General features: G+C 64.1%; 15 protein-coding genes. 4 read left to right on the top strand and 11 right to left on the bottom strand.

Annotation, left to right across the window (positions count from 1 at the left end):
• Positions 1-272 precede the first annotated feature (272 nt).
• Positions 273-1,817 carry an amino acid permease gene (locus AC1Q7Q_RS34860; RefSeq protein ID WP_492374571.1) on the top strand — a complete coding sequence of 515 codons (1,545 nt, stop codon included), beginning with the start codon at positions 273-275 and terminating at the stop codon, positions 1,815-1,817.
• On the opposite strand, the gene AC1Q7Q_RS34865 is transcribed toward AC1Q7Q_RS34860, so the two are convergent.
• The 5 genes from AC1Q7Q_RS34865 to AC1Q7Q_RS34885 all read right to left on the bottom strand — a co-directional run bounded on the left by AC1Q7Q_RS34865 (position 1,718) and on the right by AC1Q7Q_RS34885 (position 7,288).
• Positions 1,718-2,800, bottom strand: coding sequence for a pyridoxal-phosphate dependent enzyme (locus AC1Q7Q_RS34865; protein ID WP_492374570.1), 1,083 nt, complete (start codon positions 2,798-2,800; stop codon positions 1,718-1,720). The two genes, AC1Q7Q_RS34860 and AC1Q7Q_RS34865, sit on opposite strands and share 100 nt — an antisense overlap.
• A gap of 114 nt (positions 2,801-2,914) precedes the next feature.
• On the bottom strand, positions 2,915-4,240 hold the full coding sequence (locus AC1Q7Q_RS34870) for a dicarboxylate/amino acid:cation symporter (RefSeq protein ID WP_492374580.1): 1,326 nt from the start codon (positions 4,238-4,240) through the stop codon (positions 2,915-2,917).
• A gap of 454 nt (positions 4,241-4,694) precedes the next feature.
• A complete protein-coding gene (locus AC1Q7Q_RS34875) occupies positions 4,695-5,657 on the bottom strand; it encodes a threo-3-hydroxy-L-aspartate ammonia-lyase (protein ID WP_492374569.1) in 963 nt (320 codons plus the stop codon).
• 28 nt (positions 5,658-5,685) lie between these two features.
• Positions 5,686-6,657 carry an ornithine cyclodeaminase family protein gene (locus tag AC1Q7Q_RS34880; RefSeq protein WP_492374568.1) on the bottom strand — a complete coding sequence of 324 codons (972 nt, stop codon included), beginning with the start codon at positions 6,655-6,657 and terminating at the stop codon, positions 5,686-5,688.
• Positions 6,647-7,288, bottom strand: a complete 642-nt coding sequence (locus tag AC1Q7Q_RS34885; protein WP_253931174.1) for a helix-turn-helix transcriptional regulator — start codon at positions 7,286-7,288, stop codon at positions 6,647-6,649. The genes AC1Q7Q_RS34880 and AC1Q7Q_RS34885 overlap by 11 nt, the downstream gene beginning before the upstream one ends.
• Positions 7,289-7,520: 232 nt before the next feature.
• Between AC1Q7Q_RS34885 and AC1Q7Q_RS34890 the strand changes: the two genes are divergently transcribed.
• Positions 7,521-9,020 (top strand): Fic family protein, encoded by a 1,500-nt coding sequence (locus AC1Q7Q_RS34890; RefSeq protein WP_492374567.1) that lies wholly within the window; start codon positions 7,521-7,523, stop codon positions 9,018-9,020.
• A gap of 80 nt (positions 9,021-9,100) precedes the next feature.
• Here AC1Q7Q_RS34890 and prfH read toward each other — a convergent pair whose 3' ends face one another.
• Positions 9,101-9,715 (bottom strand): peptide chain release factor H, encoded by a 615-nt coding sequence (gene prfH / locus AC1Q7Q_RS34895; protein ID WP_492374566.1) that lies wholly within the window; start codon positions 9,713-9,715, stop codon positions 9,101-9,103.
• A complete protein-coding gene (locus AC1Q7Q_RS34900) occupies positions 9,712-10,863 on the bottom strand; it encodes an RNA ligase RtcB family protein (protein WP_492374565.1) in 1,152 nt (383 codons plus the stop codon). The genes prfH and AC1Q7Q_RS34900 overlap by 4 nt, the downstream gene beginning before the upstream one ends.
• A 51-nt stretch (positions 10,864-10,914) precedes the next feature.
• On the opposite strand from AC1Q7Q_RS34900, the gene AC1Q7Q_RS34905 reads away from it, so the two are divergent.
• The gene (locus AC1Q7Q_RS34905; protein WP_492374564.1) at positions 10,915-11,049 is read left to right on the top strand and encodes a hypothetical protein; all 135 of its coding nucleotides are present in this window, start codon (positions 10,915-10,917) and stop codon (positions 11,047-11,049) included.
• A gap of 176 nt (positions 11,050-11,225) precedes the next feature.
• Complete coding sequence (locus AC1Q7Q_RS34910; RefSeq protein WP_492374563.1) at positions 11,226-12,599, top strand: esterase-like activity of phytase family protein; 1,374 nt, start codon at positions 11,226-11,228, stop codon at positions 12,597-12,599.
• Between the two features lie 74 nt (positions 12,600-12,673).
• Here the strand turns inward: AC1Q7Q_RS34910 and AC1Q7Q_RS34915 are convergent, their stop codons facing one another.
• From AC1Q7Q_RS34915 to AC1Q7Q_RS34930, 4 genes are read right to left on the bottom strand one after another with little or no spacing between them, the layout of a single operon-like run.
• Positions 12,674-13,387, bottom strand: coding sequence for an ABC transporter ATP-binding protein (locus AC1Q7Q_RS34915; protein WP_043346656.1), 714 nt, complete (start codon positions 13,385-13,387; stop codon positions 12,674-12,676).
• Entirely contained in the window at positions 13,387-14,160 is a 774-nt protein-coding gene (locus AC1Q7Q_RS34920) for an ABC transporter ATP-binding protein (RefSeq protein ID WP_043346660.1), read from the bottom strand. The genes AC1Q7Q_RS34915 and AC1Q7Q_RS34920 overlap by 1 nt, the downstream gene beginning before the upstream one ends.
• Positions 14,157-15,470, bottom strand: a complete 1,314-nt coding sequence (locus tag AC1Q7Q_RS34925; protein WP_043351905.1) for a branched-chain amino acid ABC transporter permease — start codon at positions 15,468-15,470, stop codon at positions 14,157-14,159. Before AC1Q7Q_RS34925 ends, AC1Q7Q_RS34920 begins: the two co-directional genes overlap by 4 nt.
• A gap of 10 nt (positions 15,471-15,480) precedes the next feature.
• Positions 15,481-16,428 carry a branched-chain amino acid ABC transporter permease gene (locus AC1Q7Q_RS34930; RefSeq protein WP_150990296.1) on the bottom strand — a complete coding sequence of 316 codons (948 nt, stop codon included), beginning with the start codon at positions 16,426-16,428 and terminating at the stop codon, positions 15,481-15,483.
• Positions 16,429-16,456 lie beyond the last annotated feature (28 nt).

A 16,456-nucleotide genomic window follows, 5' to 3' on the forward strand; every position in this document is an offset into this window, starting at 1 on the left:
TCATGGCGGATCGCGCCGGCGTGCATTCAGGCTGCCAAAGGCCACCAAAAAGCTAGGGTAAGCCCGGAGTCTCATGACCCCTACAGCACATTATCCAGTTCCTGAGGATGGCCTCTAGTCACAGTAGGCGACTTTCCTGACATAAACCGCCGCAACCCTCGGATTTACCCGGATAACCCGCTAAACTCGCGCCCTTTGCCCGCTCGGGTGCCCCACAAGGCGTCACCCGCTCCGAAGTCGCGGCCCCGCCCGCCGAAGTTCCAGTGACCCTGATGTCTTCCCAACCTCATCCTCACCAGCACCCCGTCGTCGAGCACGACGACCTGCAGCGCAAACTCAAGGCCCGCCACCTGACCATGATCGCCATCGGCGGCGCGGTCGGCACCGGGCTGTTCGTAGCCTCCGGCGCGTCGATCTCCCAGGCGGGGCCCGGTGGCGCACTGCTGATGTACTGCCTGATCGGGCTGATGGTGTACTGCCTGATGACCAGCCTGGGCGAGCTCGCCGTGCATATGCCGGTGGCCGGCTCTTTCGTCACCTACAGCGCGCTGTACGTAGAAGAAGGCTTTGGCTTCGCGCTCGGCTGGAGTTACTGGTTCAGCCTCGCGGTCACGATTGCCGTGGAGCTGGCGGCGGCTCAACTAGTGATGCAGTACTGGTTTCCGCACGTCTCCGGCGTGGTGTGGAGCGCGGGCTTCCTGCTGCTGATGTTTGGCCTCAATGCCTTCTCGGTACGCGGCTTCGGCGAGGCCGAGTACTGGTTCGCCCTGATCAAGGTGGCCACGATCCTGATCTTCCTGGCTGCCGGCCTGATGATGATCTTCGGCATCATGCAAGGTGGCCCGCAGTCCGGCTGGCACAACTTCACGCTGGGCGATGCCCCCTTCGTTGGCGGCATCCCCGCCATGTTCGGCGTGGCCATGATCGCCGGGTTCTCCTTCCAGGGCACGGAAACGGTCGGTGTGGCCGCCGGCGAAGCCGCCGACCCGGCACGCACCATCCCGCGCGCCATCCGCCAGACCTTCTGGCGCATCTTGCTGTTCTACGTGCTGGCGATCCTGATCATCGGCGTGCTGATCCCCTACACCGACCCCAGCCTGCTGCGCAACGACGTCACCGACATCGGCGTCAGCCCCTTCGCGCTGGTGTTCCGCCACGCCGGCCTGGCCTTCGCCGCCGGCCTGATGAATGCCGTGGTGCTGACCGCCCTGCTCTCCGCCGGCACCTCCAGCATGTACGCCTCCACCCGGATCCTTTACGGGCTGGCGGTCAGCGGGCGGGCGCCGCGCGCGCTGGCGCGGCTCTCCGCCAGCGGCGTGCCCTACGTGGCGCTGTTCGCCACCACCGCCGTCGGCGCCCTGTGCTTTCTCAGCTCGCTGTTTGGCGACAAGGCGGTCTACCTGTGGCTGCTGAACACGTCCGGCATGACTGGCTTTATCGCCTGGCTTGGTATCGCCATCAGCCACTACCGCTTTCGCCGGGGGCTGGTGCACCAGGGCTACAAGCCGTCCGACCTGGCTTACCGCTCGCCGCTCTACCCGTTTGGACCCATCTTTGCCATCGTGCTGTGCGTGGTGATCGTGCTTGGCCAGAACTACCAGGCCTTCTCCGACGTGCGCGGGCGCTGGCTGGAGATTGTCGGCACCTACATCGGCGTGCCGCTGTTCCTGGTTCTCTGGCTTGGCTATCGGCTGGTCAAGAAGACGCGGCTGATCGACTACGAAGATATGCCGTTCAACTGCAAGCGGGCAGCCGAGGCAGGGCCGGCTGCGGCTTCACTGCCAAGGCACGCGTCCACCGACAGCAATGCCGCATAACGCGCCAGATCCACATTGCCGCCGCTGATGATGATGCCAACACGCTTGCCCTGCAGCGGTAGCCCCGCATAGCGCGCGGCCGCAAGGCCAAGGCAGCCGGTCGGCTCGACCACCAGCTTCATGGCCTGCGCGAACATGCGCATGCATTCAAGCAGCGCATGGTCCGGCACGGCGAGGATGTCGGTCACGCCGCGGCGGATCAGCCCGAACGTCAGCGCGCCAAGATGCTGGGCGCGCGCGCCGTCGGCAATCGTGTCGGGTGGCTCGATATGCACGATGGCGCCACGGCGAAGCGACTGCTGCCCATGATTGCCGGCCTGCGGCTCGACGCCGTACAGCAGGCAACCGGGCGAGAGCTGTTCTTTCACCAGGGCGGCGCCCCCAAGCAGCCCCCCGCCCCCCTGGCAAACGAACAAGGCATCGAGCGGGCCGGTTTCCTCCAGCAATTCGCGCGTGACCGTACCTTGCCCGGCAATGACATCGGCATGGCCGGTGGAGCCCGCGCTGGTGACCACGACCTTGCCGCGCAGGTCGTTGAGAGATTGGATGCCGGAATCCTCGCGAACCAGCATGCGCACCACCGACACATAGTGCGATACGCTGAATGCGACCTGCTTCTGGCGCTCGACCGTATTGGTGTTGGGCGCGCAGTCCACGGTCACCAGACCGTTCATCACCGCCGGCACGCGGCTCTGCGCCGTCAGCGGCAGCCAGCGCACCTTCAGGTCCTTCAGGCCGAGCTTCTGGCGCGCGGCCTCGGCCACACGCAGGCACAAATCCACGGCGTAGCCCGAAGGCTGGCCCTTGATGTCGGAGAAAGAAAACGGCAGCGCGCCCTCGCGATAGCCCATCGTGATCGTGCCGGATTCCCGGATCTGCTCCAGGATCGGGCTCTGGGCGCGCGCGGACTGGAGGCTGGCCAAAGCAGCGAGGGCGGTCAGCGCCACGAATGCGCGCGCTGTGAATGAGACAGGAAAGGACATGGCAGGTACTCGGGCAAAGTGCGTAGCGTATTGCGCACTCCGCCCCAGCGAAACAATATCTTTCTTATAAGAGCATGCCCGGCATTCTCATAAGCAAATTGCTTTTCCGTGCGATCAAGCCATGCGCGCCGGGGAGGGTATCGCTGGTGCGACCGGTTCGCCGTGACCGGCGGCCACATCGACGCAGAGCGGGTCAAACTCTTCCTCGGTCCCCAACTCTCCCTCCCATTTGGCAACGACGGCAGTGGCAATGCTATTGCCCAGGACATTGGTCGCCGTGCGCCCCATATCCAGGAACTGATCGATTCCCATCACCAGCAACAGCCCAGCCTCCGGCAAGCCGAACATCGGCAAGATGGCTGCTACCACCACCAGCGAGCCGCGCGGGACCGCGGCCATGCCCTTGCTGCTGACCATCAGGATCAGCAGCATGGTGATCTGGTGCCCGAGCGACATATGGATATCGAAGGCCTGCGCGATAAAGACCGCCGCAAACGCCTGATACACCATGGAACCGTCGAGGTTGAAGGAGTATCCCAGCGGCAGTACAAAGCCGACCAGGCGCTTCTTCACCCCGAAGCGCTGCAGCCGCTCGATCATCTTCGGGTAAGCCGCCTCGCTGCTGGCGGTGGAAAAGGCAATCATCATGGGTTCGCGGATACCCTTTGCCAGATCGAACATACGCCCCTTGAGAACCACATAGCCCGCGATAAAGAGCACGGCCCACAGGGCCAGCAAAGCGAGATAGAACGCGCCAATGAACTTGCCATAGGTCACCAGTACGTCAAGGCCCTGCACGGTGATGGCCGCGGCAAGCGCCGCAAAGATGCCGACCGGCGCGAACAACATCACCGTATTCGTGATGTGCAGCATCACGTGCATCAGTTCGTCGACGGACCGCTTCAGGAATTGGCCCGAGCCACCGGTCGTCTTGCCCAGCGCAATGCCGAAGAAAAGCGAAAAGATCAGGATCTGCATGATCTCATTGGTCGCCATGGCCTCGAAGATGCTCTTCGGGAAAATATGCGTGACGAACTCTTTCAAGTTGAGTGCGCCGGTCTTGAGATTCGTGCTTGCGCCAGCGTCCGGCAGAACCATGTTCAGGCTGACACCGGGTTGCGCCAGGTTCACGAACAGCAGTCCGATGCTCAGCGACACGAGTGACGCGAGGAGGAACCATGTCAAGGCCTTGGCGCCGATGCGGCCAATTGCCTTGGTGTCGTCCATGCTCGCGATGCCCGAGACCAGGGTCGCAAACACGAGCGGGGCGATGATCATCTTGATCATGCGCAGGAAGATCTCGGTGATGATCGAGAAATTCCCGGCAATCGTCTTGGCCGCTGCCGCGTCGGCCGCCATGCGGTGACAGGCATAGCCGACGATGACACCCAGGACCATGCTGAGCATGATCCAGCGGGTAAGTTTGTTAGTGGTTTTCAAAGCTTCGCCTCCTGGCCAGTTTCCAATATCGACGCACACTGCATCCCGCCCATGTCGATAAGACAGATTATCCAACACTAGATAAAACGTCAACACAATGAAAACCCGAAGTGTTTCGGCAAGATGAGTGCACAGCGCCGGCGACAGGCGCACGCAGGCGCATGCCTTCGGGCAACGGCAGCAAAGCGGAAACAATGGAGGGAATGGCCAGAGCGAGGCCAGGCATGCGATAGCGATACCGAGTGGGGATCCCGGTGAAGGCAAACGCCATCGCGCGCGCAGCCTGATGGACAGGCTCACACGAATGGCGATCGGTAGGAATGGTCGAATCTGTTCCTGGCTGCGATGCCGCCGACCCCGGCAATCACGCCGCCGGGGCCAACGTCACCTGCGCCACGCGGCATGGCCGGGCGGTGCCATGCGCACCGCCCGGCCCGCGCGCGGATCGGGCCAATCAGCCAGCAAGCAACGCGGCGAACCGGTCGATATCGATGTTCCCGCCGCTGATGAGGACACCCACGCGCTTGCCTTGCAGTTCGGCCTTCATGGCACGCACGGCGGCAAAGCCGAGGCAGCCGGTGGGCTCCACCACCAGCTTCATGCGCGACGCGAAAAAGCGCATGCAGTCGACCAGCTCGTCGTCGGTCGCGGTAACGATGTCATCGACATCGCGGCGAATGATCTCGAACGTGTAGTTGCCAAGGTGCTGCGTCTGCGCGCCGTCGGCGATGGTCTTGGGTGTCTCGATATGCACGATCGAGCCAGTGCGGAACGACTGCTGGCCGTCGTTGCCAGCGGCAGGCTCCACGCCGTAGATCTTGCATTGGGGAGACAGCGCGCGCGCGGACAACGCGGACCCGGAAAGCAGCCCGCCGCCGCCAAGGCAGACAAACAGGGCATCCAGCTCGCCGGTTTCCTCGAACAACTCCTTGGCGGCGGTGCCCTGCCCGGCGATGACATCCGGGTGGTCATACGGCGGGATCAGCGTCAGGCCCTGTTCCTCGGCCAGCTTGCGGCCGATTGCCTCGCGGTCCTCGGTATAGCGGTCATAGATCACCACCTTGCCGCCGTAGCCCTTGGTCGCGGCAACCTTCGCGGCCGGCGCGTCATGCGGCATGATGATCGTCGCCGGCATGCCGAGCAGGGAGGCCGAGAGCGCGATGGCCTGCGCGTGGTTACCCGAGGAAAAGGCCACCACCCCCGCCCGCCTCTGGCCTTCGTCGAACTTCGACAACGCGTTGAAGGCGCCACGAAACTTGAAAGCGCCCATGCGTTGCAGGTTCTCGCACTTGAAGAACAGCTCAGCGCCCACTTCCTTGTCCGCGGTGCGCGAGCGCATGACGGGGGTGCGGTGCGCGTAGCCCTCAAGCCGCGCAGCGGCGGCTGACACATCATCAAAGGTCGGTAGATTCAGCATGATCGTAAGTCTCGTTTGAGTAAAAAGGCTACCAGGGCCAGTGGATGCTGGTGCCAGCTTGCGCGGTGGCGGCGCGCCGCTGGAGCAGGCGGGCCACCGTCAGGTCCTGCAAGGCCAGGCCTGTCATATCGAAGATGGTGATGTCGGTGCCGTGGCGCTCAACTCGCACCTTGCCGCCCAGCACGTCGCCGATTTCCGTGCAAGGCGTGTCCGGCGCCCACTGCGTCTCGCCGATCTGGCGGGCCTGGGCCCGATCGTCGACGAACAGCCGCGCGCGCGCCAGCAGGCCGTCGGGCAACTCGCGCTTGCCGCGCGTGTCCGCGCCCACGCAGTTCAGGTGCGTGCCTGGCTGCACGGCTTGCAGGTCGAACAGCGCACCGCCGCCAGGCGTAGCGGTGATGACTACGTCGCTGCCCGCCACTGCCGCATTGCGCTCAGGGGCATGGGAGATCTCACAGCGCTCGGCAAAGGCGCGCTCGAACGCCGCGTCGGGCTGGCCCGTTACCGTAACGTATTGAACCTGATTGAGCGAGGGCAGCAGCGCAAGGGCAAACGTCAACTGAATCCGCGCCTGCACGCCGGTGCCGAACAGACACAGGCGCTCGCTGTCCTGGCGTGCCAGCCACTGAAGCCCAAGGCCGCCGGCGGCACCGGTGCGCATCGTGGTGACGGCGTTGCCATCGATCATGCACACTGGCCGCCCGGTTGCCGGATCGATCAGCATGATCGTGGCCTGATGCGGCTCGCCGCCCACCTCGCGGTTGGCCGGCCAGAATCCAGCCGCCTTGAAACCCAGCAGGCCTTGCGACTGGACGTCGCCGGACTTGATGCCGAACACGCCACCGGTCGCCAGCGGCTCCCGAACCAGCGGAAAGACACGGCCCTCTGCCTGGCTATGCAGGGCAAAGGCTTCGCTCACCGCCTCCATGGCATCTGCCGGCTGCAGCAGTGACTCGACCTGGTTCTTGTCGAGCAGGAGCAAGCGCGCTTCACTTGGCATAGCTGTACACCGTAGCCCGCGACACGCCGAGATGCAGCGCCACGATTTCCATGGCGCGGCGCACCTCCATGAACCCCGCCTCCTTGAGCTCGCGCAGCAACGCACGCCTGTCTTCGGCCTTGAGGGATCGCGGCGTGGTGGCCAGCCGTGCGGCAAACTGGTCGATGCGGGCCCGGATGGCATCTGCGCCGGCCGGGTCGAGCGACTCCTTCATGGCTGCGCCCGCGTCCACGCTGCCAAACTGGCCCAGCACGTTCTGCAAGCTGCGGAACAGCGTCAGGTCGACGTTCATGCACAGGGCGGCCACATAGCCCCCGGCCGAATCCTTGATGCCGATCGACGTGCTCTTGGCCTGCCGCCCGTCGGCGAACTGATTCGCATAGTTGGCGATCACCTGCGGATACTCGGGGTCGGCGATACGGGCAAGGCCCAGCTCGGTTGCGGGGTCTCCCACCTGACGGCCCGACAGGTTGTTATGGATGGCGAGAATGGCGTGCTTGGGGTCCAGCAGATCGTGAACAACCACCTCGCAAAAGGGCGCGAAGGTCTCGCTCAAACCTTGGGCCACCTGCTTGAGTTGCTCGAGCAGCGCTTGCTGCTCGGGCGTGCGTTCTGGTGTGCGTTTTTTCATATGGACAGGTTATCCAAATGTAGATAATTCGTCAACGTCAGGATTGATCACAACACCGACTGGCAAAAATCTGATCCATCACTTGAAAACTGGCAAAAATCATAAGCGGCTAAGAAAAAACCTCACCACCACCATCTGGCATCGCCGTATAAAGTTACTTAAAAGTAACTTCTTACAAAAAAGAGGATGCGTCATGCAATAATGCGAAAAAACATGGGGCGATGAGAAAAATATGAGCGCAGTGGGGTATGAGTTTCTTCGTCGAACAGGTGAGTTGACTGCGTTTGCCCTAGCGCAGCCAGCGCGAATACAGCCGGTCACAAAGGTGATGCCAGGCAACGGACTGCTGGCCATTCCGGCACAGGTGGCACCACAATCAGCCCAGCCACTGGATCACGTTCTGTTCGCCTTGAAGCACGAAGGGGTCAATCTCCAAATCCTGGCTCAAGCGCTCCCAACAATCCCCGCGGCGCAAATGCTTGCAGCGCTGCACCAAACACCTAATGGCCAATACATCCGGGTCGCGGCGTTTCTCTGGGAACACTTCAGTGGCCAGCGGCTTGAGGGTCGGCCGGAGATCACGGTCGGCTATGTGAGCGTATTCGATCCAGCTCGCTATATCACGGGCCCCTCGCGCCGCGATGCACGGTGGCGGGTAGATTTCAACGGACTAGGCTCCCTGGCTTACTGCGCCACGGTCGAACGCACACCGGCGATCGAGGCCGGGATCGCCTCCGACATCCCGGGGCGTGCCAACGCGTTCCTGAAGAGCCTCGGACCTGCCATGCTTGACCGTGCGCTAGCCTGGGCCTATCTGCATGAAACAGAGGATTCCTATGCGATTGAGCATGAGGCCCCGAGCGAAGACAAGGCTCGTGCCTTTGTCCAGCTCCTTCGCCAAGCCCATGAAGGCCAACGCCTTACCGAGGACTACCTGGCTGAATTGCAGTCGTCGACCGTGCTCAACCCGCTCGATCAGGCCGTGCAGTTCCGGGGCGAGCAGAACTGGCTCCGAGGGCCAGGGCGCGGCGCTAGTGGCGTAACGTACGTGCCGCCATGGCCGGAATTGGTCGAGCCACTCATGGACGCGTGGATGGCGTTCGCCAACGACGCACCGAGCCAGACCGACCCCATCGTTGCTGCGAGCATCGCGTCGTTCGGCTTTGTCTTCATTCATCCGTTCATGGATGGCAATGGACGGCTGTCGCGATTCCTCTTTCACAAAGCCCTGTGCACGTCCGGGAAGCTGGCGAAGGGACTGCTCCTGCCTGTGTCAGTCGCCATGAAGCGAAATGAGGCGGACTATCTTGTTGCGCTCCAATCGTACTCACGCCAGGCCCGTGAGCGGGTGAGGGTTACCTGGATCGACGAAGGCGAATACCAGTTCGAGTTCAAGACGGACGATTCGATCTTTCGCTACTGGGATGCCACGCATTGCGTCGAATTCGGTTTCCGGATGGCGGCGCAGGCACTGGATGTGGAGTTGCGCCAGGAAACGGTTTTCCTTGGGCGCTATGATCAGGTGATGCGGCGGGTGAACGAGCGAATCGACGTCCGTGGCAATGATCTGGCGACGCTGGTGGTCATCTGCCTCGACAACGATGGCGTCATCTCCAAGAAGCGGCGCAAGCGTTTTTCCGATCGCGTTCCGCAAGCCTCCTTCGACGTGATTGAAGCGGCTGTCCGAGAGGTACTGGATGACGCTGGCGACGAGGACACCAACAGCGAATGAAGGCGCTGCATAGAGACAGGCACCAGCGCCCCGGCACCGGCGCGGCGTCCGTAATGCAGGCGCCGCGTCATGTCCTTGCCTCAGGCCGGCTCGAAGCGCTCCCCCTTGAATACCCGCACCGGGGCGCCGCGCTCCACCTGATGGTGCAGCAAGCGCCGCTGGGCGCGTTGGGCGAGCATGCTCTGGTCCGCCTGCTGCGCCAGCTTGTGCGCAATCAGCAACGTGGCAATGCGCTTGTTGGCATGCTGGCTGCGCTCGGACTGCACCCTGACGCTGATGCCGGTCGCCACATGGATGGCGCGCACAGCCGACTCGGTACGGTTCACGTGCTGCCCGCCTGGCCCGGAGGCCCGGCAGGTCTCAAAGCGGATCTCGCCCGCCAGGGCTGGCGACGGCGCAGCGCAACGCGCCACGCCGATAAACCAGTTCTTGCGCGCATGCCGGGGCCGGTAAGGGCTCTGGCAAGTCCATTGCACCGTGCCCTCCCACTGGCGCGCCAAGTCCGGCGCCGGCTCGCCATCCAGGCTCACCAGCACCGAGCGCAGGGTGCCCGCGCGCTCGCCACCCTCCTCGTCGATGATCTCGATCTGCACGCCGCAAAGCGTCGCCTCGTGCAGCAGGCGCCGGAGCGCCCGGCTGACTGCCAGGCAGCATTCGGATGGCCCTTGCGCCGCGGAAAGTTGTAGCAGGATCATCGGCAGCACTCCCCGCTGGTCTTGTATGTGAGCACGGGGCGCAGGCGCGCCAGCGGCCTTGCCAGGCCCGCGTCGCAAAGCGCCGCCACCACGCTCTCGATGGGCTTGTAGGCTTGCGGCGCCTCCTCGTAGATCAGTTGCCGGTCGCGGCAGATCACGCGGCTGTCAAAGCGCGTCCGGCTTAGTTGCTCGACGGTAAAGCGCCCCGACAAGCGGCTCTTGCACTCGCCGCGCATCCATTTGCGGCCCGCGCCGTGCGCCAGCGACAACAAGCTGCGCGCATCGGCGACCGGCTCGACCAGGTAGCTGTAATCTCCCCGCGAGCCCGGGATCACCACCGGGCCGGCATCGGCCGGCGTGGCGCCCTTGCGGTGCAGCCAGCCGGCAATGCCGTCGATCGTGGCCGCGGCCAGGAAGTTGTGGTCGACGTCGAGCACCCGCTCGCCGCCGCCCCGCAGCCGGTCCAGCATGCGGCGCGCGACCAGCTCGCGGTTGCCTTGCGCGAAACGCATCGCCTGCGCATGCCTGGCCAGATAGTCGGCGCCATCCTGGCTGCCGCCGCTCAAGCCACTGTGGCCGAAGCGCTCGATCTGAGCTTGCAGGATTGCCTGGCCGAGCCCGCGCGAGCCGCTGTGCACCAGCAGCACCAGCCGGCGGCGTTCCAGCCCGAGCGCCGCCACCGCGGCTTCGTCGAGAATCTCGTCGATCTGCTGCACTTCGGCAAAGTGATTGCCCCCGCCGATCGTGCCCAGCGCGTGCTCGTGCCCCACGCCTTGCAGCGACTGGCTGGCCACGACCTGCGCCACGGCCTCGGCCCATGACGCGTCGAGCGGCCCATCGATATTGCCGAGCCGCTTCTCCAGCTGGTCCGCGCCGATCCTGGTCGCGTCCAGCTCCGTGCGCCACAGCGCCATGCCGCAGCCGATGTCATTGCCGACCAGCGCAGGATAAAGCCGGCCGCTGGAGAAAAAGGCCGCGCCCACCGGATAGCCCCGGCCAGGATGCAAGTCAGGCATGCCGGCGACTCGCTCCATGCCGGCGAGACTAGCGGTGTGGTGAAGTTGTTGGATCGCGTCGCCTTCGATCCAGGTGTGGTCCGACGCGATCAGCGATACGCGTTCGGACAGATGCTTGATGCCATTGCCCATATACCATCCAGATAAGAGAAAGAATCTGATGTGGCAGGCCGGAGCCGGGCAATGCAACTCACCGCGCAACGCGATGCCAATTTGGCAATGCGCTTGCGCGGCGGAACGATTAAACCTGGCGCGGCCTGCAAGGATGCGTCGACGTTTTCATGGTGTGCTCTCCTTTGCAGTGCGATTGATGAATGAAGGGAAACGATCGTAATGCGCAATGGCGTGATCTGGCAATGTTGACGATCAGATCAGCGCGCGCGGCTGTTGTCAGACCGAGACACTTATCTGTCACGCGAGCGTCACGCCTTCATCACGCCACCGTCACGTGGCCCATGCATCGTAGCGGTCTTTCGACACCACTTTTCTCCTACATGCGCATCCTCCCGTCCGCGACCGTCATTGCCGTTATCGCCGTCACCGCTGCGGCCTGGGCTTTGCCCGCCGCGGCCCAGGCCACAGCCCCTGCCGCTTACCCCGCCACCCTCGCCGGCCACGCCATCCTGCCCGCGCAGAGCTATATCGCCGCGCCCAAGGACGCGCCGCAGGACCTGCAGGAGAGCGGCAAGTTCACCACCGGCGCGCGCGTGGAAAAGATCGGCGCGGTGGAAGGCCAGTCGAACAACCGGCCGACGGGCGTCTCGCTGCCCTTCAAGGGCCAGCCGCTGCAAGGCCATTCCGGCATCAAGCACATGGCGGACGGCAGCTTCTGGGTGCTGACCGACAACGGCGCCGGCAGCAAGGCCAACTCGCCGGACTTCATGCTCTACCTGAATCACTACAAGGTGGACTTCAAGAGCGGCAAGCTCCATCGCCTGGGCACTGTGTTCCTGCACGATCCGGACAAGAAGGTGCCCTTCCGCGTCGTCCACGAAGGCACCAGGCAACGCTACCTGACCGGTTCGGACTTCGACACGGAAAGCTTCCAGTTCGCCGGCGGCGCGCTGTGGATCGGCGACGAGTTCGGGCCCTTCCTGATCAAGGCCGACCTGCAAGGCAAGGTGCTGGCCGTGTACGACACGCTGGTCGACGGCAAGGTCGTCCGCTCGCCGGACCATCCCGCCGTGACCACGCCGGGCGTGCCGGGCGGCGCGGTGGACTTCCAGGTCAAGCGCTCCAAGGGCTTCGAAGGCATGGCCTCATCACCGGACGGCAGCAAGCTCTACGCGCTGCTGGAAGGCCCCGTGTGGAGCGCCGAAACCAAGGATTTTGAGCGTATCGGCGGCAAGGAAGCCCTGCGGGTGCTGGAGTTCGACACCCAGGCCGGCAAGTGGACGGGCCGCTCATGGAAGTACCCGCTGGAAGCCAATGGCAACGCCATCGGCGACTTCAACATGATCGACGCCAGCACCGGCCTCATCATCGAGCGCGATAACGGCGAAGGCACGGCCGACAAAGCCTGCCCCGAAGGCCAGAAGCGCAACGACTGCTTCTCGGATATCGCCAAGTTCAAGCGCATCTACAAGATCGAACTGAGCGACGCCAACGCGGGCGGCCCGGTGCGCAAGATCGGCTACATCGACCTGCTCAATATCGCCGACCCCGACAAGCTGGCCCGCAAGCCGCTCAATGAAGGCGTGCTCAAGTTCCCGTTCTTCACCATCGAGAACGTGGATGTGGTCGACCCGACCCATATCGTGGTCGGCAACGACAACAACCTGCCCTTCTCCAGCAGCCGCGAGCCTAACAAGGCCGACGACAATGAACTGGTGCTGCTTGAGGTCGGTGAGTTCCTGAGGGCGAAGTAATTGGCCTCAGGGCAGTGCCGGCGCACGAGCCGGCGTGGATGGGTGTCCCGGGCTAACGAGGACACCCATCCGGCCTACACTTCCAGCCATTCCTTGCGAATGGCGGCATTGGCCTTCAGGTCCCCAGGCGTGCCCTCGAACACAATGTGCCCGTGCCCCATCACATAGACCCGCTGCGAGATATCCAGCGCGATAGCCAGCTTCTGCTCGATCAGCAGCACCGACACGCCACGCTCCTTCAAGACCTTCAGGTAATCGCCCACCAGCGCGACGATCATCGGGGCCAGCCCTTCGGTAGGCTCGTCGATCAGCACCAGGTCGGGGTCGCCCATCAGGGTGCGGCACAGCGTGAGCATCTGCTGCTCGCCGCCGGAGAGCACGCCGGCTGACGTATTCTCGCGCTCCTTCAGGCGCGGGAACATGTTGTACATGTCCTGCACCGTCCAGCGAGGCTTGGACTGGCGCGGATTGCGCTTCTCCCCGAGCTGCAGGTTCTGGCGCACCGTGAGCGTGGGAAAGATATCGCGGTTCTCCGGCACGTAGCCCACGCCCAGGTGGGCGATCTCGAAGGTGCGCCGCCCGAGGATCTCTTCGTCGCGAAAGCGCACCGAGCCCTCCGCCTTGACCATGCCGAGGATGGCCTTGGCCATGGTCGAGCGCCCCACCCCGTTGCGGCCCAGCAGCGCGACGATCTCGCCTTCGTCGATATGCGCGTCGACGCCGTGGAGGATATGGCTTTTGCCGTAGTAGGCGTGCAGGCCCTGCACGTCCAGCATGCGCTTGCCCATCAGTGCGCTCCCTCAGTAGCAGGTTCGTCCAGGGTCGTGCCCAGGTAGGCTTCCTTGACCTTGCGGTTGGCGCGGATGGCCTCGGGCGTGTCGGTGGCGATGACCTCGCCGTAGACCAGCACCGAGATCCGGTCGGCCAGCCCGAACACCACGCTCATGTCGTGCTCCACCATCACCAGGGTCTTGCCCACGGTGACGCGGCGGATCAGTTCCACCGCATGGTCGGACTCCGAGCGGCTCATGCCGGCCGTGGGCTCGTCCAGCAGGATCACCTCGGCGCCGCCGGCGATGGTGATGCCGATCTCCAGCGCGCGCTGTTCCGCATAGGTCAGCAGGCTGGCCTGGGTGCTATGGCGGTGCTGCAGCCCGATCAGCTCCAGCACTTCGTCCGCCCGCTCGCGCGCGTCGCGCAGCTCGGACAGGCGATGCCAGAACGAATACTTGTAGCCCAATGACCAGAGCACCGCGCAGCGCAGGTTTTCGAACACCGACAAGCGGTGAAAGATATTGGTGATCTGGAAGCTGCGCGACAGTCCCATGCGGTTGATCACGAATGGCTGCAGCCCGCCGATCTCCTGCCCATTCAGCCTGACCGTGCCCGAGCTTGGCGCGAAGCGCCCCGAGATCAGGTTGAAGGTGGTCGATTTACCGGCGCCGTTGGGGCCGATCAGCGCATGCCGCTCCCCCTTGGGGATGCTCAGGTTGACGCCCCGGATGATCTCGGTCTGGCCGAATTTCTTGCGTACGTCGTTCAGTTCCAGTGCGGCGCTCATGCCGTGCCTCCCGCCATTTCGGCCTGTACCTTGTCCCACGTGGCGCGCACCCGCGCGCGCGCGGCGCGGCAAGCCAGCAGGCCGGCCACCCACAACGCTGCGGCCACCAGCCACGGCTTCACCGTCGCGGCGTCGAAGCCGATGCGCAACAGCGACATCTCCGTCCCGTTGGCGCTGTCCACCTGCACCTTGTAGACCAGCTCCACGGTGAGGATCACCGCGGCGAGCAGCACCAGCCCGGCAGCCGCGGCGCGGCCGTAGTCGGGCAACATGGCGCGCAGCTTGCCGCGCGCGAGCAGCGGCACCTGCATCATCAGCAAGCTGGCGATGCCGCCCGGCACGAACATGACCATCAGCACGAAAAACAGGCCAAGGTACAGCAGCCAGGCCTTGGTCAGGTCCGACAGCGCCACCGCGAACAGGATGAACACCACCGCGCCGATCACCGGCCCGAAGAACACGCCCGCGCCGCCAATGAAGGCTGCCAGCAGCACCCCGCCGGAGCGCACCGCACTGACGTTCTCGGCCGACACGATCTCGAAGTTGATGGCCGACAGCGCCCCCGAGATGCCGGCGAAGAACGCCGACAGGATCAGCACCAGGTAACGCACGCGCTGCGTGTTGTAGCCGATGAATTCCACCCGTTCCGGGTTGTCACGCACCGCGTTGGCAATGCGGCCGAGCGGCGTCTGGGTCCAGGCGTACATGGCCACCATCGACAACAGGCACCACACCGCGATCAGGTAGTACACCTGGCGCCCGGGTCCGTAGGTGATGCCGAACACGGGGTCTCCCACCATGCGGTTGGTGGAGATGCCGCCCTCGCCGCCGAAGAAATCCGGGAACATCAGCGAGCTGGCAAATACCATTTCCCCGATGCCCATGGTGATCATCGCGAAGGTGGTGCCGGACTTCTTGGTGGTGACATAGCCGAACAGCACGCCGAAGAAGGCGCCGGCCAGGCCGCCCACCACCGGCAGCAGCGACACCGGCAGCCATACCTTGCCCGCCCCCACCATATTGAGCACGTGGATGGCGATGAAGGCGCCCAGGCCCGCGTACACCGCATGGCCAAACGACAGCATGCCGGTCTGCCCGAGCAGCATGTTGTAGGACAGCGCGAAAATAATCATGATGCCCATCTGGGACATCAGCGTGATGGCGAACCCGCCGGTGAAGAACAGCGGCATCACCAGCATCAGGGCCGCGGTCAGGCCCCAGATCGCCCAGCGTGCCAGGTTCATCGGGCGGTAGCGCATGGTGCTGCCGGTCACAACCGTCTCGCGGCGTTGTTGCATTGTCGTCTCCATGCTCATGCTATCAACCCTCCCTGGTGCCCATCAAACCACGCGGGCGGAAGATCAGCATCACCACCAGCAACAGATACGGCAGTACCGGGGCAACCTGCGCCACCGTGAGCTTCCATAGCGAGGACAGCGGCGTGCTGTCGGTAACCTGCAGGCCGATCGAGCCCAGCAGGCCAGCCAGCGAGGCGTCAAGCGTGACGGCAAAGGTCTGCAGTACGCCGATCAGCAGCGAGGCAATGAACGCCCCCACTAAAGACCCCATGCCGCCCACCACCGCCACCACGAAGATGATCGACCCCACCGCCGCCGCCATCGACGGCTCGGTGATAAAGGCATTGCCGCCGATCACGCCGGCCAGCCCCGCCAGCGCAGCGCCACCACCGAACACCATCATGAACACGCGCGGCACATTATGGCCAAGCGCCTCGACCATTTCCGGATGCGTCAGCGCGGCCTGGATCACCAGCCCGATGCGGGTGCGGGTGAGCACCAGGTAGATCGCCACCAGCATGGCCAGCGACACCACCATCATGAAGGCGCGGTACTTGGGGAACGAGGAGGTGAATACGGTAAACAGCGGCCCGTCCAGCTCTGCCGGGATGCGGTAGGGTACGGCGGCAAGGCCCCATACCAGCTTCACGCCTTCCTCGATCAGGTAAGCCAGGCCGAAGGTAAACAGCAGCTCCGCCACGTGCCCGTATTTGTGCACGGTGCGCAGCCCGAAGCGCTCCACCAGCGCGCCAGCGCCGGCCACCAGCAGCGGCGCGAAGATCAGCGCGGGCCAGAAGCCGATCTTGCTGGCAATGGTGTAGGCGAAGTACGCGCCCAGCATGTAGAAGCTGGCGTGCGCGAAGTTCAGCACGCCCATCATGCTGAAGATCAGCGTAAGCCCGGAAGAGAGCATGAACAGCAACAGCCCGTAGCTGACGCCGTTCAATAGGGAAATGACGAAGAATTCCACAACTTATCCTTCATTCTGACGCACGTGG

The sequence above is a fragment of the Cupriavidus sp. GW823-FHT07A04 genome (assembly GCF_058794615.1).

Bases quoted from the DNA above. Each gene is read 5' to 3' on its own strand.
- AC1Q7Q_RS34860 (WP_492374571.1), top strand. From the start codon at position 273: ATGTCTTCCCAACCTCATCCTCACCAGCACCCCGTCGTCGAGCACGAC.
- AC1Q7Q_RS34865 (WP_492374570.1), bottom strand. From the start codon at position 2,800: ATGTCCTTTCCTGTCTCATTCACAGCGCGCGCATTCGTGGCGCTGACC.
- AC1Q7Q_RS34875 (WP_492374569.1), bottom strand. From the start codon at position 5,657: ATGCTGAATCTACCGACCTTTGATGATGTGTCAGCCGCCGCTGCGCGG.
- AC1Q7Q_RS34880 (WP_492374568.1), bottom strand. From the start codon at position 6,657: ATGCCAAGTGAAGCGCGCTTGCTCCTGCTCGACAAGAACCAGGTCGAG.
- AC1Q7Q_RS34885 (WP_253931174.1), bottom strand. From the start codon at position 7,288: ATGAAAAAACGCACACCAGAACGCACGCCCGAGCAGCAAGCGCTGCTC.
- AC1Q7Q_RS34890 (WP_492374567.1), top strand. From the start codon at position 7,521: ATGAGCGCAGTGGGGTATGAGTTTCTTCGTCGAACAGGTGAGTTGACT.
- prfH (WP_492374566.1), bottom strand. From the start codon at position 9,715: ATGATCCTGCTACAACTTTCCGCGGCGCAAGGGCCATCCGAATGCTGC.
- AC1Q7Q_RS34900 (WP_492374565.1), bottom strand. From the start codon at position 10,863: ATGGGCAATGGCATCAAGCATCTGTCCGAACGCGTATCGCTGATCGCG.
- AC1Q7Q_RS34905 (WP_492374564.1), top strand. From the start codon at position 10,915: ATGCAACTCACCGCGCAACGCGATGCCAATTTGGCAATGCGCTTGCGC.
- AC1Q7Q_RS34910 (WP_492374563.1), top strand. From the start codon at position 11,226: ATGCGCATCCTCCCGTCCGCGACCGTCATTGCCGTTATCGCCGTCACC.
- AC1Q7Q_RS34915 (WP_043346656.1), bottom strand. From the start codon at position 13,387: ATGGGCAAGCGCATGCTGGACGTGCAGGGCCTGCACGCCTACTACGGC.
- AC1Q7Q_RS34920 (WP_043346660.1), bottom strand. From the start codon at position 14,160: ATGAGCGCCGCACTGGAACTGAACGACGTACGCAAGAAATTCGGCCAG.
- AC1Q7Q_RS34925 (WP_043351905.1), bottom strand. From the start codon at position 15,470: ATGGAGACGACAATGCAACAACGCCGCGAGACGGTTGTGACCGGCAGC.